This window comes from Paracoccus sp. (in: a-proteobacteria), from assembly GCF_030538695.1.
In the GTDB taxonomy this organism is placed as follows: Bacteria; Pseudomonadota; Alphaproteobacteria; order Rhodobacterales; family Rhodobacteraceae; genus Paracoccus.
This window is the reverse complement of the sequence record NZ_JAUNTN010000005.1, coordinates 57442-77095: the sequence shown is the minus strand read 5'-3', so window position 1 is coordinate 77095 and position 19654 is coordinate 57442. Positions and strand designations below refer to the sequence as shown.

General features: G+C 61.8%; 20 protein-coding genes and 1 tRNA gene. 10 read left to right on the top strand and 11 right to left on the bottom strand.

Annotated features, from left to right (window positions below):
• Positions 1-3: 3 nt before the first annotated feature.
• The 6 genes from Q4G24_RS03870 to ccoN form a co-directional block, all read right to left on the bottom strand.
• Positions 4-549, bottom strand: a complete 546-nt coding sequence (locus Q4G24_RS03870) for a FixH family protein (protein WP_303365188.1) — start codon at positions 547-549, stop codon at positions 4-6.
• A 9-nt stretch (positions 550-558) separates the two neighbouring features.
• On the bottom strand, positions 559-2022 hold the full coding sequence (gene ccoG, locus Q4G24_RS03865; RefSeq protein WP_303365187.1) for a cytochrome c oxidase accessory protein CcoG: 1464 nt from the start codon (positions 2020-2022) through the stop codon (positions 559-561).
• A 372-nt stretch (positions 2023-2394) separates the two neighbouring features.
• Positions 2395-3405, bottom strand: coding sequence for a cytochrome-c oxidase, cbb3-type subunit III (ccoP, locus tag Q4G24_RS03860; protein ID WP_303365186.1), 1011 nt, complete (start codon positions 3403-3405; stop codon positions 2395-2397).
• Positions 3395-3592: a cbb3-type cytochrome c oxidase subunit 3 gene (locus tag Q4G24_RS03855; RefSeq protein WP_303365185.1), complete on the bottom strand. Its 198-nt coding sequence runs from the start codon at positions 3590-3592 to the stop codon at positions 3395-3397. Before Q4G24_RS03855 ends, ccoP begins: the two co-directional genes overlap by 11 nt.
• An 11-nt stretch (positions 3593-3603) precedes the next feature.
• On the bottom strand, positions 3604-4329 hold the full coding sequence (ccoO, locus tag Q4G24_RS03850; RefSeq protein WP_303365184.1) for a cytochrome-c oxidase, cbb3-type subunit II: 726 nt from the start codon (positions 4327-4329) through the stop codon (positions 3604-3606).
• A gap of 14 nt (positions 4330-4343) precedes the next feature.
• Positions 4344-5948 carry a cytochrome-c oxidase, cbb3-type subunit I gene (gene ccoN, locus Q4G24_RS03845; protein WP_303365183.1) on the bottom strand — a complete coding sequence of 535 codons (1605 nt, stop codon included), beginning with the start codon at positions 5946-5948 and terminating at the stop codon, positions 4344-4346.
• Positions 5949-6157: 209 nt separating this feature from the next.
• On the opposite strand from ccoN, the gene Q4G24_RS03840 reads away from it, so the two are divergent.
• Both Q4G24_RS03840 and Q4G24_RS03835 read left to right on the top strand, forming a co-directional pair.
• The gene (locus Q4G24_RS03840; protein ID WP_303365182.1) at positions 6158-6994 is read left to right on the top strand and encodes a universal stress protein; all 837 of its coding nucleotides are present in this window, start codon (positions 6158-6160) and stop codon (positions 6992-6994) included.
• A gap of 424 nt (positions 6995-7418) precedes the next feature.
• Positions 7419-9038 carry a calcium-binding protein gene (locus Q4G24_RS03835; RefSeq protein ID WP_303365181.1) on the top strand — a complete coding sequence of 540 codons (1620 nt, stop codon included), beginning with the start codon at positions 7419-7421 and terminating at the stop codon, positions 9036-9038.
• A 150-nt stretch (positions 9039-9188) separates the two neighbouring features.
• Here Q4G24_RS03835 and Q4G24_RS03830 read toward each other — a convergent pair.
• From Q4G24_RS03830 to pdxH, 4 genes are all read right to left on the bottom strand, one after another.
• Positions 9189-9265: transfer RNA gene (locus Q4G24_RS03830), tRNA-Pro, on the bottom strand.
• A gap of 53 nt (positions 9266-9318) precedes the next feature.
• Positions 9319-9804, bottom strand: a complete 486-nt coding sequence (locus tag Q4G24_RS03825) for a DUF192 domain-containing protein (protein ID WP_303365180.1) — start codon at positions 9802-9804, stop codon at positions 9319-9321.
• The gene (locus tag Q4G24_RS03820; protein ID WP_303365179.1) at positions 9804-10334 is read right to left on the bottom strand and encodes a cold-shock protein; all 531 of its coding nucleotides are present in this window, start codon (positions 10332-10334) and stop codon (positions 9804-9806) included. The genes Q4G24_RS03825 and Q4G24_RS03820 overlap by 1 nt, the downstream gene beginning before the upstream one ends.
• Positions 10335-10475: 141 nt before the next feature.
• Entirely contained in the window at positions 10476-11090 is a 615-nt protein-coding gene (gene pdxH, locus Q4G24_RS03815; protein WP_303365261.1) for a pyridoxamine 5'-phosphate oxidase, read from the bottom strand.
• A 74-nt stretch (positions 11091-11164) separates the two neighbouring features.
• Here pdxH and fabI point away from each other — a divergent pair, with 74 nt between their 5' ends.
• The 5 genes from fabI (at position 11165) to rpe (ending at position 14428) form a co-directional block, all read left to right on the top strand.
• Positions 11165-11989 carry an enoyl-ACP reductase FabI gene (gene fabI / locus Q4G24_RS03810; protein WP_303365178.1) on the top strand — a complete coding sequence of 275 codons (825 nt, stop codon included), beginning with the start codon at positions 11165-11167 and terminating at the stop codon, positions 11987-11989.
• Positions 11990-11992: 3 nt separating this feature from the next.
• The gene (locus tag Q4G24_RS03805) at positions 11993-12607 is read left to right on the top strand and encodes a LysE family translocator (RefSeq protein ID WP_303365177.1); all 615 of its coding nucleotides are present in this window, start codon (positions 11993-11995) and stop codon (positions 12605-12607) included.
• Between the two features lie 15 nt (positions 12608-12622).
• Positions 12623-13138 (top strand): xanthine phosphoribosyltransferase, encoded by a 516-nt coding sequence (gpt, locus tag Q4G24_RS03800; RefSeq protein WP_303365176.1) that lies wholly within the window; start codon positions 12623-12625, stop codon positions 13136-13138.
• 65 nt (positions 13139-13203) lie between these two features.
• A complete protein-coding gene (locus tag Q4G24_RS03795) occupies positions 13204-13683 on the top strand; it encodes a DUF2127 domain-containing protein (protein ID WP_303365175.1) in 480 nt (159 codons plus the stop codon).
• A 61-nt stretch (positions 13684-13744) separates the two neighbouring features.
• Complete coding sequence (rpe, locus tag Q4G24_RS03790; protein ID WP_303365174.1) at positions 13745-14428, top strand: ribulose-phosphate 3-epimerase; 684 nt, start codon at positions 13745-13747, stop codon at positions 14426-14428.
• Here rpe and Q4G24_RS03785 read toward each other — a convergent pair.
• Positions 14425-15288: an NAD(P)-dependent oxidoreductase gene (locus Q4G24_RS03785; RefSeq protein WP_303365173.1), complete on the bottom strand. Its 864-nt coding sequence runs from the start codon at positions 15286-15288 to the stop codon at positions 14425-14427. The two genes, rpe and Q4G24_RS03785, sit on opposite strands and share 4 nt — an antisense overlap.
• Positions 15289-15404: 116 nt before the next feature.
• On the opposite strand from Q4G24_RS03785, the gene Q4G24_RS03780 reads away from it, so the two are divergent.
• The 3 genes from Q4G24_RS03780 to Q4G24_RS03770 are packed head-to-tail and all read left to right on the top strand — an operon-like array spanning position 15405 to position 19647.
• Positions 15405-17849, top strand: a complete 2445-nt coding sequence (locus tag Q4G24_RS03780) for a penicillin acylase family protein (protein ID WP_303365172.1) — start codon at positions 15405-15407, stop codon at positions 17847-17849.
• Entirely contained in the window at positions 17846-18742 is an 897-nt protein-coding gene (locus Q4G24_RS03775) for a PfkB family carbohydrate kinase (protein WP_303365171.1), read from the top strand. Before Q4G24_RS03780 ends, Q4G24_RS03775 begins: the two co-directional genes overlap by 4 nt.
• Positions 18739-19647, top strand: a complete 909-nt coding sequence (locus Q4G24_RS03770) for a pseudouridine-5'-phosphate glycosidase (protein WP_303365170.1) — start codon at positions 18739-18741, stop codon at positions 19645-19647. The genes Q4G24_RS03775 and Q4G24_RS03770 overlap by 4 nt, the downstream gene beginning before the upstream one ends.
• The last annotated feature ends 7 nt before the right edge of the window (positions 19648-19654 follow it).

Below are 19654 nucleotides of genomic sequence, written 5' to 3'. Positions count from 1 at the left end.
CCCTTAACCAGAAATATCGGAACCCCGGTAATGATCCAGCCGCTGCTGGAAGCGGGTGCCGTCAGAGGCCACCGCCTTCATATGGATGGTCCATTGCCCCCGCGCAAGCTGCATCGGCGCGTGATAGGCCCCGTCGCGCCAGGTGAATTGCGGCTGCTGATCCTCCGCCGCCACCGTCGGACGACCGATGACCACCTCCAGCTCGGCCACCTGCACCGGCTGGCCGTCGCGGTCGCGGATGTTCAGGATCAGCTCCTGCCCGTCATATTCCGGCGTGACAGTCCAGCCCAAAGCCTCCTGCGCGGCGCGGTTGCGGTCGAACTCCTGCGAGGCGACATAGGAATTGGCGACCTCCAGCCCCGGAAACGTGCCGATGGCCGAGCGCGCCATATACAGGTTCACCACGATAATCACCGCGAACATCCCGACGACAATCGCCAGCATATGCGGCCCGGTAAAGTGCCGGCGCAGGGCAAACAGCAGGAACGGCGCCCCCAGCAGGGCCGCCACGCCAAGGATCAGCAGGTAGGTTGCAAGCGGCGTCAGCATGGCGGCTCCTCAGCGGTTGGGACCGTGGAACACGGTCGGGACCGAGGCCGTCACCCCGTCGCTCAGATCCGTGACCCACAGCGTCAGCTCGGTATTGCTGGCCTGCGCCGCGGCACTGTCGGGGGCTGCGGTCAGGAACACAGATTGCAGCGCCATCTTGTCCGCCTCAACCGAGACCACGCCTTCATCAGAACCTTCGAGTTGCAGAGCCATGCCCGGCATCTCGGCACCGGCGCGATCCGTGACCGTCACCTTGAATTGATGCTCATTCCCCTGCTTGTTGCGCAACCGCAGATCATAGGCATTGCGGATCGAACCATCCGACATGGTGATGAACAGCGGGTTGCGCAGCGGCTGCACCGTCAGGTCAAAGGGCGAGCGCATGAACAGCGCCACCAGCAGCGCCACCCCGATTCCGGCCCAAAGGGTAAAATACAACAGCGTCCGCGGGCGCAGGATGTGCTTCATCAGCGGTTTGGGCGCAGCCCCGGCACGTTCGGCCGATTCATCCTTCAGCGCGATATAGTCGATCAGCCCGCGCGGCTTGCCGATCTTGTCCATGATCTCGTCGCAGGCGTCGATGCACAGAGCGCAGGTGATACATTCCAACTGCTGCCCGTCACGGATATCAATGCCCATCGGACAGACGTTCACGCAGGCGAAACAGTCGATGCAATCACCCTTGGCCGCCGCCGGATTGTCGGATTTGGTTTCCTCGCCCTTGCCGATCTTGCCGCGCGGTTCGCCCCGCCATTCACGGTAGGCAACGGTCAGCGTATCCTCGTCGATCATGGCACCCTGAATCCGGGGCCACGGGCAGGCATAGATGCAGATTTGTTCCCGCGCGAAACCGCCGAAAAAGAAGGTTGTGCCAGTCATAACCGCAATGGTGATATAGGCAATGGAATGTGCCTGCCCGGTCAGCAGGTCACGCAGCAGCGTCGGCGCATCGGTGAAATAGAACACCCAGGCCCCGCCGGTCGCCACCGCAATCGCCAGCCACAGCGCCCATTTGGTCAGCCGCAGCCGCAGCTTTTTCGCGTCATAGTTCTGCCGATACAGGCGAATACGGTTGTTGCGGTCGCCCTCGACCCAGCGTTCCACCAGAATGAAAAGGTCGGTCCAGACCGTCTGCGGGCAGGCATAGCCGCACCAGACCCGCCCCAACGCCGAGGTGAACAGGAACAGCCCCAGCCCCGCCATGACCAGAAGACCGGCAACGAAATAGAACTCATGCGGCCAGATTTCGATGCTGAACATGAAAAAGCGCCGGTTCGCCAGATCGACCAGCACCGCCTGATCGGGCATGTTCGGGCCGCGATTCCACCTGATCCACGGCGTCAGGTAATAAATCCCCAGCGTTACCGCCATGATGACCCATTTCAGGTTGCGGAACTTGCCGCTGACCCGCTTGGGGAAAATCGGCTCCCGCGCGGCATAAAGGCTTGGCGGTTCGACATCGGGGTGGGCCATGAGGGTCTCCTGGCTATAGTGTTCGCGCGGTTCTCATTAAACAAGGCGTCCTGCGGTCACTTTGACCTGCATCAACAAAACACCAAATGGATCACATAGCCTGATCCGCATGTGTTCCGCGAGGGGGCAGAATGTCGCATCCCGGCTGTCCGATAACCCATTCACGCCCGGCGGTATCCCTGTCTGACCCGGTTTTCAAGCCCGGAAAGGATGCGGTTTTTGCAAAGCAAAACTGCCGCCGGAGCCTGTTCCCCCCGACGGCAGTTTTGACTAAGATCAAGAACACCGGCCCCTCTGGAAACGCGCGAACAGGTGAGGGGCCGGTGCCGCCGGCGCAGCCAAGGCCGCACCGGATGCCGGTAGCAGGGCAGCTTATTCGCCGCCGCCCAGCCCATGCACATAAACCGCAACCGAACGGATCTGCGCCTCGGTCAGACGGCCACCCCAAGCGGGCATGACACCGAACGGACCTTCCGAAATGGTTTGCGAGACATTGGCAACCGTCGGCTGGTTGTTCGGCGCATAGAGCCAGATCGCATCGGTCAGGTTCGGCGCGCCCTGCGCACGGTCGCCGGTGCCGTCCTCGGCATGGCAAGCCGCGCAGTTGTCGGCATAGATCACCGCGCCTTCGGCAACTGCGGCCTGATTTTCGGCCTTGCCCGACAGCGACAGGACATAGTTCGCAACCTGATTGATCTGCGTGTTGTCCAGAATCCCGTCAACGCCATATTTCGGCATTTCGGAATAGCGCGCATCCGGGTCTTCCGTGTTGCGGATACCATGCTGAACCGTGGTGTAGATGTCGTCCAGCGTGCCGCCCCACAGCCAATCATCGTCGCGCAGGTTCGGGAAGCCGCGGTTGCCGTCAGCCCCGAGGCCGTGGCACTGCGCACACCAGGTTGCGAACACAGAACCACCAGCGTTTTGCGCATAGCTGTTCAATTCGGCATTGGCGGGGATCTGATCCAGAGCAACCTCGGTCAGTTGGGCTTCGATCGGCGCGTTCATATCGTTGAAGCGCTGAATCTCGGCGGCCACCTCCTCGCGCGAGTTATAGCCCAGCACGCCACGGGTTGCACCGTCGATCCACGGCCATGCCGGATAGGCGATGGTGTAAAGCACCCCCCAGACGATCGTGGCGTAAAAGGTCCACAACCACCAGCGCGGCATCGGGTTGTCGTATTCCGTGATCCCATCCCAGGAATGGCCGGTCGATTGAACTTCGACATGCTTCTTGGGCTGGCGGCTGCCTACGGCTTTGCGGGCTGTCGGCTGGCTTTGGCTGGCGATCTGCGCCTCGTGTTCACGATCCGCCGCCTGCCGCTCCAGTCCGATCCGGTTTTCCGGGTTGGTCGGGTCAGTTGTCTTGTTGTCATCGGCCATGTTCGGCCTCCCTTTCATCCGCGGGCGCGGGACGTTTCTCGTTGCGGAAGATACTGTTGGCGGCATCGTCCTGATCGCGGCGGGAGCCGGGGCGGAACGCCCATAGCACCACGCCGAAGAAGAACAGCAGCATCAACAGCATCACCCAACTGTCAGCCAGTTGGCGCAGGAATGAATAAAGGTCCATTCCTGCGGTCCTCAGCGGTTCGGGTCAGGCTGGAAGGTCGAGAAATCGACCATCGTGCCAAGAACCTGAAGATAGGCCACCAGCGCATCCATTTCCGAGATACCGGGCTGGCGGTCATAGTTCGACTGCTTTGCCCCCGGATAGCGTTCGGTCAGACCGCTGCCATCCTCGTTCGGGTCCGTCTGCGCCACGAAATCAGCGCGGGCGTTCTCGATCATCTCGTCCGTATAAGGCACGCCCACCAGACGGTCAGTCCGCAGCCGGTCCTCGATATACTGCGCATCAATCATGCGGTTCAGCAGGAAGCCGTATTTCGGCATGATCGAGCCTTCAACGATGGCCTGCGGATCTTTCAGGTGTTCGACGTGCCATTCATCCGAATAGCGGCCCCCGACGCGGGCCAGATCCGGCCCGGTGCGCTTGGACCCCCATTGGAACGGGTGGTCATACATCGATTCCGCCGCCAGCGAGTACTCGCCATAGCGTTCGACCTCATCCCGCATCGGACGGATCATCTGGCTGTGGCAGACATAGCAACCCTCGCGGATATAGATGTCGCGGCCAGTCAGCTCCAGCGGGGTGTAGGGGCGAACCCCTTCCACCTTTTCGATGGTGTTGTCGATGTAGAACAGCGGCGCGATCTGCACCATGCCACCGATGGTCACGACAAGGAACGAGAAAACCAGCAACAGCGTGGCGTTTTTCTCAAGGATCTTATGTTTATCAAGAATACCCATTGTCAGATCCTTCCTTATTCTGCCGGAACAGCGACGGTCTTGGACGCGACGCGCGGCTGTTTGGCAACGGTTGCCCACAGGTTATAGGCCATGATGCAACCGCCCAGCAGATACAGCACACCACCCAGACCACGCACGACCAGCATCGGATGCTTGGCGATCACGGTGTCCACAAAGGGGTTCACAAGGAAGCCCTGGGCGTTCACTTCGCGCCACATCAGACCTTCCATGATCCCGCTGACCCACATCGAGGCGGCGTAAAGCACGATCCCGATGGTCGCCAGCCAGAAGTGCCAGCTCACCAGCGTGGTCGAATACAGCCGGTCGCGACCCCACAGGCGCGGCGTCAGGTAATACAGCGCACCAAAGGTAATCATGCCGTTCCAGCCCAGCGCACCAGAGTGAACGTGGCCGATGGTCCAGTCGGTATAGTGCGACAGGCTGTTCACAGCCTTGATCGACATCATCGGGCCTTCGAAAGTGGACATCCCGTAGAAGCCAACGGCCACCACCATCATACGGATGATCGGGTCGGTGCGCAGCTTGTCCCATGCGCCCGAAAGCGTCATCAGACCGTTGATCATCCCACCCCAGGACGGCATCCACAGAATGATCGAGAACACCATGCCCAGCGTCTGCGCCCAGTCGGGCAGCGCAGTATAGTGCAGGTGGTGCGGACCCGCCCAGATATACAGGAAGATCAGCGCCCAGAAGTGAATGATCGACAGCTTGTAGCTGTAAACCGGACGCTCGGCCTGTTTCGGGATGAAGTAATACATCATGCCAAGGAAGCCGGCCGTCAGGAAGAAGCCCACCGCGTTGTGACCATACCACCATTGCGTCATCGCATCCTGCACACCGGCGAAAAGCTGAACCGATTTTGAACCGTTCCAAGCCACCGGCAGCGCCAGGTTGTTGATGATATGCAGCATCGCAATGGTCACGATAAAGGCCAGATAGAACCAGTTGGCCACATAGATATGCGGCTCGCGGCGCTTCATGATGGTGCCAAGGAACACCAGCAGATAGGCAACCCAGACGATCGTCAGCCACCAGTCCACATACCATTCCGGTTCCGCATATTCCTTGGACTGCGTAGCCCCCAGAATATAGCCGGTCGCAGCCAGCACGATGAACAGGTTATAGCCCCAGAACACGAACCAAGCGGTGTTGCCACCCCACAGCCGCGCGGCCGAGGTGCGCTGCACCACATAAAAGCTGGTCGCAATCAGTGCGTTACCGCCAAAGGCAAAAATCACCGCGCTGGTGTGCAGCGGACGGATTTTACCAAAGTTCAGATAGCCCTGCGCGATGTCTGAAAAGTTCAGAATCGGGTAGGCTTGCTGGAAAGCAGCAAAGACGCCGACCAGAAAGCCGACGACGCCCCAGAATACGGTTGCGATCACACCGGCGCGGATCACGCCGTCCATATACTCGCCCTGCGGTACAGCCTTGCGCGGCTGTTCCATCTGGCGCAGCACCACGATGAAGGCCAGAACCGCCGCAACTGCGAAGGTAAAGGCGTTCACCTGATAGGCCAGATCACGCGCATAGCCGGTTGCGATTGCTGCGAACAGCGCAACCAGACCAAGCACGATCAGCTTGATGGTATCCCACATTTGTCTCGTGTCCTTGTTTTACGGCCAACCGTCGATTCGCGCGGGCGAATGGCGGCAGACTCTGTCAGACGGATTATGACGCCCAACTGCCGGGTTCTTTGATCTGGGTCAATTGCTTGTGAACCTGTATTGAGTATTCTGTTGCACACGGGTCAAACCGACGCAGCGTCAGCCACGTCTCGGCCCCGCAAGAATAGAAGGATATTCCAATGGGTTACAAAAGTATTCTTACGGTTCTGACGCAAGACGGACAAAATACCCAGATCGAGGCCGCTATCGCCATGGCCAAGCGCGAGGACGCGCATCTGGACGTCTTTTGCCTTGGCGTCGATCACAGCCAGACCGGCTATTACTACGCCGGGGCCTCGGCCTATGTGTTTCAGGAGGCCATCGACCGCGCCATGAAATCCGCCGAGGCGCTGGAGGCCGGCGTGCGCAAGCGGCTGGAGGGGGAAAGCATCCGTTGGTCGGTGGAATCGGCGGTTGCGCAGGTCGGCGGGCTGTCCTCGCTGATCGGGATGCGGGCGCGGTTCTCGGATCTGGTGGTGCAGACCCGGCCCTACGGTGCGGATGCCACCCCCGACGCCGAGGCCGTAACCGAGGCCGCCATGTTCGAGGGCCAATGCCCGGTGCTGATCGTCCCCGGCGCGGGCCTGCCTGAAACGCTGGGCAATCGCATCCTGATCGCCTGGAACCAATCCGAAGAAGCCCTGCACGCCGTCCGCCGCGCCATGCCTCTGCTGAAAAAGGCGGAAGCGGTCGAAATCACCGTCATCGACCCATCCCCAAATGGGCCGGAACGCTCGGACCCCGGCGGTGCCCTTTGCCAGATGCTGACCCGCCACGGCGCAAAATGCGACATCGCCGTTCTGGCCCGCACCATGCCCGCGATCAGCGACGTGCTGCAACAACGCGCGACCGAAACCGGGGCCGATATGATCGTGATGGGAGCCTATGGCCACTCGCGCTTCCGTGAGGCGATTCTGGGTGGCGCGACCCGGAATATGCTGGAAAAGACCAAGGTTCCGGTGCTGATGGCCCGCTGAACCTGCCCAATGCGAAACGCCGCCCCTGACCGGGCGGCGTTTTTCAGAGCGCAGCTTGGTCTGACGATGCGTGACGTAAAGACAGCGCCCGTTCAGCAAAGCTCCTGCACGACGTCCAATACTCTGGACTTTTTTCTTCTCATTTAATCAAACTTTAAGATTTGTCGCTTAGAACCACTCGTGGCTTATCTACTCTGGCCACTAAACTTATCGAAACGAGGCTTCTTATTGATACCGCCCGGATAGCGGCCTCATCACGATCGGCAAGACACAGGATCGATACAGGTGCTACATCAGGCGCCCTGACCTCACTTTAGCCACCGATTCAATATGTCAAAAATTACTAAGAACGACCTTCCGCTTACTATATTTTAACACTTTCCAGTTAAGCAGGCTGCACCACGATCAAAATAGCAGGTTCGATATGCAGCACGATCACCCCGAAGCACTTGCAACCGATTCGGCCAGAGGGCGAACGATACACCTCGATTCGCCAACGTCTGACAGGCACATGGCGGTAGGCACAAACCGCAGCGACGTATTCCACGCAACAACCGATGGTCAACCGTCGAACCAAATCCATCTCTATGGACTTGGCGGCAATGATACATTCAATATGTATGTAAATGTTCCGGGTGCTGACACCATCCAGCACGGCCACCATATTTTTGGGGGCGACGGGAATGACAAGTTCAAGTTTGTCGGTGCCGCAGAAACACAGGGGACATTGGTCGGGCGCCTGGACGACTTTGACCCTCGCAGCGATGAGATTTGGATCGATGGCCAAAAACTTGACCTGTTGCAACCCGACCTGATTACGGGTGTCCGGGTAGAGATTGTCGAATACAAAGGCCAGCAGTGGATAGAGATCCGTAACGATATTGGCGGCCGTATCCTGTATGCCTTGGAAGGTGCTCGCCGCTTGCCTGAAATCACGAATGGCCGCGTTGAAGAAGTGCACTTTCTTGAACCCAACCACAATCTTCCCGAAACGCTGCCCGCCGTAACTTATCGTTCTCCATACAACTTAATTCCTGATGAGCTTATCAACAGCTACACGCCAACAAATACGATCACGGCCCCCGATCATAGCGCATACAACCTTACCGGAACAGCCGAGGACGAATTAATCACGATGGGTCGCGGCAACGACCTTATCCACACCGGGGATGGAAACAACCTCGTGCGGGCTGATTTTGGGAATGACACTGTTTATGGCGGGAAAGGGGATGATGCTATCGAAGGCTACAAAGGGCTTGATTATCTTGACGGCGGGGCCGGTGATGACAGCCTGTTTGGTGGAACCGACAATGACACACTCATTGGCGGTGCTGGCAATGATTATCTACATGGCGGCAGTGAAGACGATGTTTTGTATGGGAACGAAGGCAATGATTATCTTGACGGCAGTACCGGCAATGATCTGCTCTACTCCGGGACCGGGCGCGACACGCTAATTGGCGGAGAAGGTGATGATACATTATATGGTCAGGGTGAATATGCCGATATGTATGGCGGCGACGGCAATGATCTTATCATTGCTGAAGGCTTGCTTGCGAGGGCATCAGGGGGATCAGGGGACAACCTTTACCAAATAAAGGAAGGCAGCACTCTTGAAATCACTGACTTCAACTTCAGCAATGATCGGCTGGATATTGGTCAATATTTCGAAGATGAAGAAGACCTTAACAAATTTATCTATTCCCAACCATCCGCAACGGATCCGCAGGTAAACGATCTCGTTATCGACATCCCAAATGGCGGGCGTATTTTTCTACTTGGCGCAGGAGACAGTGGGCATACCGGCCTCAGTGCTGGGAATTTTATTTTGGGCTGGCAGACCGCCCCCGGGTTGCCGGATGATGAAAACACCGAATTTCCCTTTCCTTCTCTGCCGGCACCAAGCGAAGATGACCAGGCCGCTCAGGAAGACGATAGCGACGATGATATTGATGACGGAGGTGGCTTTGAACTCGGCATTCTCGCCGCACTTGTTGGCGGCTTTATGCTGCTGATGATGCGAGGAGGAGCATTGATCGGCTGATCTTCACACCAGGACTGGTCCGAAACCCTCGGGCCAGTCTCATGAGGCGAGCAATATATAATTATTCCGGCGAATACCCATATTCAGCTTTAAGCTTGCAGCCAAACCGCAGCATAAACGACGGATTATTGCTACAAAAATCAAAGGAAATGGTCGGAGTGGAGGGATTCGAACCCCCGACATCCTGGTCCCAAACCAGGCGCGCTACCAGACTGCGCTACACTCCGAACCTGCGCGTCATAGCGCGGGAAATTGCAAAGGGGAAGCCCCCGATTGCAGATCAGCGGCAGGGCAGCGCCGCGATGGATTGCGCCACAAAGGGGCTGGCCATGACTGCGCCTGCGGTCAGACCTTGCCGCGCCGCTTCTCCGCCAGCGATTTCAAGGATGAACTGGCGTTCCGGGCGCGGGTCGCCGGGGGCTGCGCCGGGGATCGGCGTCAGATCCAGCGGTTTTGCCGAGGGATGCACATGACGCACCCGCCCCGAGGCATCCATGAAAATCAGATCCAGCGGAATCAGCGTATCCTTCATCCAGAAACTGACCTCTTGCGGGCGGTCATAGACGAACAGCATCCCGTGACGCGGCTCCAGCGCCTTGCGGTGCATCAGCCCCAGTGCGCGTTCGGCGGGGGTGTCGGCAATCTCGACGGTAAAAGTCAGCGGGCCTGCCGGGGTGGCGAAAACCGCCTGCCCCGGATCGCAACTGACCGCAGCCGCAGGCGCCGCCGCCAGCGCCAGACCAACAGAAAGAACCAGCTTCCGCATCATTCGTCCTTTTGCACGGCCATGTCCCAGGCCAGAATCTGCGCCGCCATCAGCCCGCGCCGTCCCTCGATCACCCGCAGCGCCACGGCCTCGCCCACGGCCAGCGACGAAAACCCGGAATGGCGCAGCACCTCGACATGCAGGAACACATCTTCGCTTTGTCCGAACAGATTTGCAAAGCCAAATCCCTTGGCCTTATCGAACCACTTGACCCGCGCCGGCAGCAGCGGGCGGCTCTCGATGTCCTGCGGGCTGGCGTCCAGCAGATCAATGATCGGCACATTGCCAAGGACCGGCGGCGACAGTTCAACGATCTCGACCGCCTGCACCCCGCGAACCGTCGGCACCACCCGCAGCACGAGGCGCGAACCCTCAGCGACCGAACCTTGCCCGAAATTGCGCAACACATTGGCGTGCAACAAAATATCCGGGCCGTCTGCATCATCAAGCACAAAGCCGAAACCACGATCCATGTCGAACCACTTTACCAGGCCGGTTCGTGTTGTGATCGGTTGCTCTGTCTCGCTCATTCTGCGCTGGCCTCTGTCTGCTGCCCTAGGGGTGAACAGCCGGGCCAGACTCATCATGCCCGCGTCCAAATTAAGCAATTGCTAATTCCGCCGGGAAGGTCAATGACCCAACCATCCCTTCTGCAATAAAGTCTAACCAGATCAGGGGTTAAGACGTGTTACCCGCCAAACACTACCGGCCCGTTCCCAACGAAAACGGTCATGCAGGCGAAAGGCGCCATCGGCCCAGAACTCGATTGCCTGCGGCGTGATTCGATAGCCGCCCCAGAACGGTGGCCGTGGCGGGTTCAGCCCATGGCGCGCGCCCTGCCGGGCGGCCTCGGCCACCAGCGCCGCGCGTGAGGAGAGCGGCTGGCTTTGATGACTGGCCCAAGCGCCGATGCGGCTTTGCAATGCACGGCTGCTATAATACGCGTCCGCCGCCGGGCCATCCTCTCGCACCACGGTGCCGCGCACACGGATCTGACGGCGCAGGGATTTCCAATGCAGCACAAAGGCTGCCTTGCCACTGGCCTCTATCTGCTGGCCCTTGGCGCTGGTGTAATTGGTATAGAAAACAAAGGCCCCCTGCCCCGCGCCATAGGATTCTATATCCTTCAGCAGCACCATGCGCACATCGGGCAGCCCATCAGAGTCCACGGTCGCCAGCGCGATGGCATTGGGGTCATTGGGTTCTGATGCCTCGGCCTCGGCCAGCCAGCGGCGGGCAATCACAAAGGGGTCATCGCCAGCAAAAATGCCACCCGCATCCATCATCTGCCCGGTCATACTTGAACCCCCTGAAACCTTGGCCTAATCCATGTCAAAGCATGAAACCGCGAGGACAAGGCATGTCAAGTGACGCCAGAACGGGCCTGATGGCCGGAAAGCGCGGCCTCATCATGGGGCTGGCGAATGATAAATCCATCGCTTGGGGCATCGCCAAGGCGCTGGCCGATCAGGGCGCGGAACTGGCCTTTTCCTATCAGGGCGAGGCGCTGCAAAAGCGGGTTCTGCCGCTGGCAGAGCAGCTTGGCTCAGACGTGGTTCTGCCTTGCGATGTCTCGGACGAGGCTAGCATCGACAGCCTGTTCACCGCGCTGAAAGACAAGTGGGGCAAGCTGGATTTCGTCGTCCACGCCATCGGTTTTTCTGACAAGGAACAGTTGCGGGGCCGCTATGCGGACACCACGCGCGACAATTTCCTGATGACCATGGATATTTCCGTGTTCAGCTTTACCGCCGTGGCACGTCATGCCAGCGCAATGATGCCGGACGGCGGCAGCCTGCTGACCCTGACCTATTACGGGGCCGAGCGCGTCATGCCGCATTACAACGTGATGGGCGTCGCCAAGGCTGCGCTGGAAGCATCCGTGCGCTATCTGGCGGAAGATCTTGGCAAGGATGGCATCCGCGTCAACGCGATCAGCGCCGGGCCGATCAAGACGCTGGCAGCCAGCGGCATCGGGGATTTCCGCTATATTATGAAATGGAATGAGCTGAACTCGCCCCTGCGTCGCAATGTCACGACCGAGGACGTGGGCAAATCCGCGCTGTATCTGCTGTCCGACCTTGGCAGCGGCGTCACCGGCGAGACCCATCACGTCGATGCAGGCTATCACGTCGTCGGCATGAAAGCCGTGGACGCACCCGATATTTCGGTCGTGAAGGGCTGACGCTTGGACGCGGTTTCCCTGCCGCAGCTTTGGCTGTTCGTGACGGTGCTGGCGCTGGCGATCCTGTCGCCCGGCCCGGCGATCATCGCGGCCAGCCAATCCGCCGTTTCACGCGGGCGGCAGGCAAGCCTGCCCTATGCCATAGGCCTGGCCTTTGGGGCCTCACTTTGGGGTCTGGCGGCGCTGTTCGGGCTGTCGATCCTGTTCAAAGCGGTGCCGCAGCTTTATGTCGGCTTCAAGGTCGCGGGCGGGGCCTATTTGCTGTGGGTGGCCTGGAAAATGTGGCATCACGCCGCCGACCCGTTGCCGCAGGCTGCTGCTACCGGGTGCGGTCCGGGGTTTTGGGCCGGCGTCATGCTGAACCTGTCCAACCCGAAACCGGCGCTGTTCTATGCCGCCGTGATCCTGTCTGTTTTCCCGGCACTGCATGGCGTGGCTGGCCCGGCGCTGGTCTACGCTACCGCGCTGGCGGTCGAGCTGACCTTCTATCTGCTGGTCACATCGCTGATGGCCACCGGCCCGATCCGCCGCCGTTATTTCGCCGCCAAGACCCTGATCGACCGCACTGCCGCCGGGCTGATCGGGCTGCTTGGCCTGTCTCTGATCCTGCGTCACTAAGATAAGGAAACCGCCATGGCCCCCTCGGATCAACGCCTGCCGCATGAGCGCGGCTTTCACGTCAGCTGGGATCAACTGCACCGCGACGCCCGCGCCTTGGCGTGGCGCCTTCAGGACAAGGCCCCGACCGGAGGCGGCGAATGGCGTGCTGTCGTCGCCATCACCCGCGGCGGCATGGTCCCGGCGATGATCGTCGCGCGGGAACTGGACATCCGCACCATCGACACAATCAGCGTGAAATCCTATAAACAGGGCGCGCAGGGCGAGCTGAAAGTCCTGAAATCCCCCGACCCCGAGATGATGGGCGACGGTGAGGGGGTGCTGGTCGTCGATGATCTGGTGGATTCGGGCCGCACCTTGGAACTGGTGCGGCAGATGTATCCCAAGGCGCATTTCGCCACCGTTTACGCCAAGCCCAAAGGGCAGCCAATGGTGCAGACCTATATCACCGAGGTCAGCCAGGACACCTGGATCTTCTTTCCATGGGATATGGCGCTGCAATATGTCCAGCCATTCCGCGGCGAGGACTGAGGGCAGAGCCGGGGGTTTCACACCCCCGGTCCCCCGTGGGATATTTATAGACAAAAGATGATCTGATGCGGCATCTGGCGGCCGAAAAGGGGTTTTTGCACTGGCTGTTCGAGGCCGGGCTGCTGGTCAAGACCATTCTTGCCGCGCTGGAAGCTGCGGCCGGGGCGGCGTTGCTGTGGGTCAGCCATGGGGCGATCCTGAATCTGGTGCATTGGCTGACCCGTAACGAACTGATCGAGGATCGCCACGATTATCTGGCCAGCCATGTGCAGGCGCTGGCGGATCGGTTCAGCGCCGACAGCCAGCATTTCTATGCCATTTATCTGATGGGACACGGGCTGGTAAAGCTGGTGGTGCTGCTGCTTCTGGCGCGGCGGATCAGCGCCGCCTATCCGCTGGCGATTGCGGTGTTTTCGGGCTTTGTGGTCTATCAATTGCATCGCTGGAGCCTGAACCACTCGCCCATGATGCTGGCGCTGTCGGCTTTTGATCTGCTGGTGATCTGGCTGACATGGCACGAATGGCGCAGCGCAGGCCGCGCGTAACGGTTGACCTGTGCGGGCATCGCGCCTAACCGGGGATCAACCGCAAGGAAAGGGAACCGTCATGTCTGACCGCAAGATCAAGATTGCACCGTCGATTCTGTCTGCCGATTTCGCGGATTTTGGGCGCGAGATTCAGGCGATCGAGGCGCAGGGGGCCGATTGGGTCCATGTCGATGTGATGGACGGGCATTTCGTGCCGAACCTGACCTTTGGACCGCCCGCCGTGGCGGCATTCCGGCGGCATGTGAAAACGGTGATGGATGTTCACCTGATGATCGCGCCGGTTGATCCGTATATTCAGGCTTTTGCCGATGCCGGGGCCGATGTGATCACCGCCCATGTCGAGGCCGGGCCGCATATTCACCGCACGCTTCAGGCGATCCGGGCCAGCGGGGCAAAGGCCGGTGTGGCGCTTAACCCCGGCACTCCGGCCGAGGCTGTGGCGCATCTGCTGGATCTGACCGACCTGATTTGCGTGATGACGGTAAACCCCGGTTTCGGCGGGCAAAAGTTCATCGACATGACCGGAAAGGTGCGCGCTCTGCGGCAGATGATCGGCGACCGCCCGGTGCATATCGAGATCGACGGCGGCGTGGACCCGACCACCGCGCCCGCGCTGGTCGCGGCCGGGGCCGATGTGCTGGTGGCCGGTTCGGCGGTGTTCAAGGGCGGTTCCGCCGATCAACCGCAGGTTTACGGCGACAATATCCGTGCCATCCGGGCGGCGGCAGAGGCCGCGCTTTAACGCAGCCGGGCGATCAGGGCGGATGTGTCCCAGCGACCGCCGCCCATGTTCTGCACGTCCTTATAGAACTGATCGACCAGCGCCGTGACTGGCAGGCTGGCTCCGGTCTCATTCGCGGCGGCAAGGCAAATCGCCAGATCCTTGCGCATCCAATCGACCGCGAAACCGTGGTCGAAATGGCCCTCGACCATGGTTTTGTGACGGTTCACCATCTGCCAGCTTCCGGCGGCCCCCTGAGAAATCACCTCGACCACATCCGCAACATCCAGCCCGGCCTTTTCCGCAAAGGCCAGTGATTCGGACAGGCCTTGCACCAGTCCGGCAATGGCGATCTGGTTGCACATCTTGGTCAATTGCCCTGCCCCCGACGGTCCCATCAACCGGCAGATTTTCGCATAAGCCGCGATCACCGGCGTGGCGCGGTCGTAATCCGCCTGCGCCCCGCCGCACATCACCGAGAGCTGGCCGTTTTCCGCCCCCGCCTGCCCGCCCGAGACCGGCGCATCGACGAACCCCAGCCCGGTTGCGCCCGCCAGCGCCGCCAGTTCGCGCGTGACCTGTGCCGACACGGTGGTGTGATCGACAAAGACCGCCCCCGCCGCCATCCCCGCAAAAGCGCCGTCCGGGCCAAGGCAGACCTGCCGCAGATCATCGTCATTGCCGACGCAGGCCATGACAAAATCCGCACCCTCTGCCGCCTGCCGAGGCGTGGGCGCAGCGCCCCCGCCATGCTGCGCCACCCATGCATCGGCCTTGGCCGGGCTGCGGTTATAGACTGTCACCTGATGCCCGGCCGCCGCCAGATGCCCGGCCATGGGAAAGCCCATCACGCCCAATCCCAGAAATGCTACCTTTGCCATGACCTTCCCTTTCGCTTGCGCGTTGAATTGCACCGCCGCCTGTCCTAGACAGCGCCAAGATTTTCACCCCGGACGGTATGCGTCAAGCACCCGCCCGCGCCCGCAAAGGACTGCCAATGCTGACTTTGTTCCGCTGGATGCTGCGGCTGACCATTGCGGCACTGGTGCTGGCGGTCGCAGCGGCGACGCTGATCTGGTATTTCGCCACCCGTTCGCTGCCGGAATATGGCGACACGCTGCGGGTCACGGGGATTTCCGCCCCGGTCGAGATCATCCGCAGTTCAGACGCGGTGCCGCATATTTTTGCGGCACGGGACGAAGATGCGTTCTTCGCGCTTGGCGTGGCCCATGCGCAGGACCGGCTGTTCCAGATGGTGATGCTGCGCCGTGCCGCGCAGGGGCGGCTGTCAGAGGTCTATGGCGAAGGGGCCTTTGCGCAGGACGATCTGGTGCGGCGGCTGGCGCTGGCGCAGGCAGCGCAGACCAGCTTTGACGCACAGGATCAGGCGACCAAGGACGCGCTGAACGCCTATGCGGCGGGGGTGAACCAATGGATCGAGCAGGTAAACCTTGGCGCACGCGGCCGTGGCGCACCCGAGTTCTTTCTGTTCCCAGAGGCGATTCCCTATTGGCGGCCCGCCGACAGCATTGCGATTCTGAAACTGCTGGCGGCGGCCTCGACCCGTCAGATCACCGATGAGGTGACGCGGGCGCGGCTGTCGCTGGCGCTGCCCTCGCGCGGGGTCGAGGTCATGGCAGGGGCAACCGATGATCCGGCCCTGCCCGCCTATGCCAGCCTGTTTCGCGGCAACACCTTTCCGACCCGCCCATCTGGCCCGGCACAGCCCGACCAATGGCATATGCTGGCCGGTTTTGCCGGGGTCGGCACGGGCTTTGGCGGCCACGCATGGGCGGCAGGACCACAGCGGACGGCCTCGGCCGGGGCGCTGCTGGCCAATGATCCGCAGATCGGGCTGACCGCACCGGGGCTGTTCTATCTGGCGCGACTGCAACTGCGCAGCGGCGATGCCATCGGTGCGACGGTGCCGGGGATTCCGGTCGTTCTGTCGGGGCGCAACCCACATCTGGCATGGGGCGTTGCCCCCGCCGGGATCGACGATCTGGATGTTCTGATCGAGGAGGTTCAGCCCGGTGCGGCGGACAACTATCGCGGCCCGAATGGCTGGACCAGCTTTCAGACCCGGCGCGAGACCATCCGCATCAAAGGCGCGGACCCGCGCACCATCACCCTGCGCAACACGACGAATGGCCCGGTGATTCCCGGCGGCCATTTCGCGCTGGACAGCGTGATGCCCTCGGGCCATGTCGCGGCGCTGCGCTGGACCGGGCTGTCAGCGCAGGACGCCTCGATCTCGGCCCTGATGGGGCTGATGCGGGCGCAAAGCCAGACCGAAGCGCAAGCCGCGCTGCAAGGTCTGGTCGCCCCGGCCCTCTCGGTCAGCCTTGCGGATGACAGCGGTGTGCAGCAGGTGCTGGCGGGTGCGGTGCCGCTGCGCCCCGCCGATCACCCCACGCAAGGGCTGATGCCAGCGCCCGCCTTTGCCGCCAACTCGGTCTGGCAGGGCGTCGAAACGGGCGCACGGCTGTTGCAGACGCTGGCACCGGATCAGCCGGGGCTGGTGGCTTCGACCGGGAACCAGCCCGGCACCCATCTTGGCGATGACCGGCTGGCCAGCCTTCTGGCAGGGCGCGAAGTTCATTCCCGCGACAGTTTCATCGACGCCCAGCTTGATACGGTCAGCCCCGCCGCCCGCCGCCTGCTGCCGCTGGTCGGCGCGAACCTGTGGTTCACCGGCGACCCCGCCGCCCCCGGCACGCCCGAACGCCAGCGTCAGGACGCGCTGCAACTGCTGGCGGAATGGGACGGCAATATGTCCGAACATCTGCCCGAGCCGATGATCTACGCCGCATGGATGCGCCACCTGCAACTGCGCCTGATCCGGGACGAGCTTGGCCCGCTGGCCGAGGATATAACCACGCTGCGGCCCGATTTCATCGAACGCGTGTTCCGCAACCGCAACGGCGCGGCGGTCTGGTGCGACGTGGTGCAGTCTGAACAGGCCGAGGATTGCACCACCATCGCCCGGCAGGCATTGGACGCGGCGATTCTGGATCTGACGGCACGGTTCGGGGCGGATGTGAAAAGCTGGCGCTGGGGCGACCTGCATCAAGCCCGGCAGATCCACCCGGCGCTTGGCCAGATCCGCGCGGTCGGCTGGATCGTGAACCTGACGCAATCGCTGTCGGGTGGCGATTTCACCCTGAACGCCGCGCCACTGGCCGGGGATGGCTCTGGTCTTGGTCGCTGGCAAACCGGGTTCGGGCCGGGCTATCGCGCCGTTTACGACCTTGCCGACCCGGACAATTCGGTGTTCATCACCTCGACCGGGCAATCCGGCCATCCGCTGTCGCGCCATTATGACGACCAGTCCGAACGCTGGCGCCGCGGCGAATATATCACCATGTCGCTGGACCCGGCGCTGGCGCAGGCGGCAAATGCCGGTATCACCCGGCTGGAACCGGCAGGAGGTCAGGAATGACGCAAAAGCAGCCCATCCTTTGCATCGGCGCGGTTCTGTGGGACGTGATCGGCCACGGCTTGCATCGTATGACCGAAGGCCGCGACATCCCCGGCCGCATCGCCCACCACCCCGGCGGCGTGGCGCTGAATGTCGCCATTGCGCTGGCCCGCCACGGGCTGCGCCCTGCCGTGCTTGGCGCGGTCGGCTGTGAACCCGAGGGCGATGCGCTGTGCCGTGCGGCAGAAACGCTTGGCGTCGAAACCGGTTGGTTGCTGCGCCGCGCCGACCTGCCAACCGATACCTATATGGCGATCGAAGATCCCGACGGGCTGATCGCCGCCATTGCCGACGCTCATTCGCTGGAGGAGGCGGGTGATACGATCCTGTCGCCGCTGATGGATGGCCGTCTTGCCAGCGCCGCCAATCCATGGCCTGGCGTGGCGGTGCTGGATGGCAACCTGACCACCGATCTGCTGGCCCGCATCAGCACCCTGCCGGAACTGTCCCGCGCCGATCTGCGCGTCGTGCCTGCCAGCCCCGGCAAAGCCGACCGGCTGCTGCCGCTGATCCGGGCCGGGCGCGGCTGTTTTTATCTGAACCGCTATGAGGCGCAGGTGTTGGCGGGCCGCCCGCTGGCAGATGCCGCCGAGGCCGCGCAGGCGGTTCTGGCCCTTGGCGCCCCCCGCGTCATCGTCACCGATGGCGCCGAGATGGTAGCCGAGGCTGCCACTGGCCGCCCGCTGCTGCGCGAGACCCCGCCGCAAGTCACTATCGCCCGCGTGACCGGCGCAGGTGATGCCTTCCTTGCTGCCCATCTTGCCGCCGAAACGCGCGGTGCCTCCCCTGCGGATGCGCTGGCCCGTGCCACCCGTGCCGCCGCCGATCATGTTTCTGGAAAGGACCATCCATGACCCTGAACCTGCATTTCTCGCCCGAAGTCGAAACCGCCCGCGCCAAGGGGCTGCCTCTGGTGGCGCTGGAATCGACCATTATCACCCACGGCATGCCCTATCCGCAAAATGTCGAAATGGCCCGCAAGGTCGAACAGACCATCCGCGACGCCGGCGCGGTCCCGGCCACCATCGCTGTGCTGGCCGGGCAGGTCCACATTGGCCTGACCGATGAAGAAATGGTCACGCTTGCACAACTGCCGCAAGAACAGGTGATGAAGGTCAGCCGCGCCGACCTGCCCGCCTGCGTCGCCATGGGCGGCAATGGCGCGACCACGGTGGCGGCCACCATGATCTGCGCCCATCTGGCAGGCATCCGGGTCTTTGCCACCGGCGGCATCGGCGGCGTGCATCGCGGGGCCGAGCTGTCCTTTGACATCAGCGCCGACCTGCGCGAAATGGCCCTGACCCCGGTCACGGTGGTTTGCGCCGGGGCCAAGGCGATCCTTGACCTGCCCAAAACACTTGAGGTGCTGGAAACCTATGGCGTGCCGGTCATTGCCCATGGTCAGGACGCCCTGCCCGCTTTCTGGTCGCGCGATTCCGGGCTGAAGGCACCGCTGCGCATGGATGAGCCTGCCGCCATCGCCCGCGCCGCCGCAACCCGCGCCGAAATGGGCCTGCCCGGCGGGCAACTGGTGGTGAACCCGATCCCCGAGGCCGACGAAATCCCCCGCGCCACGATGATTCCCGTTGTGGATCAGGCGCTTGCCGAGGCTGAAGCGCAAGGCATCAGCGCCAAGGCCGTCACCCCCTTCCTGCTGGACCGGATTTTCCACCTGACCGAAGGCCGTTCACTGACTGCCAATATCGCGCTGGTGCTGAATAATGCGCGGCTGGCCTCGGAAATCGCCAAAGCGTCTTGACGTCAGG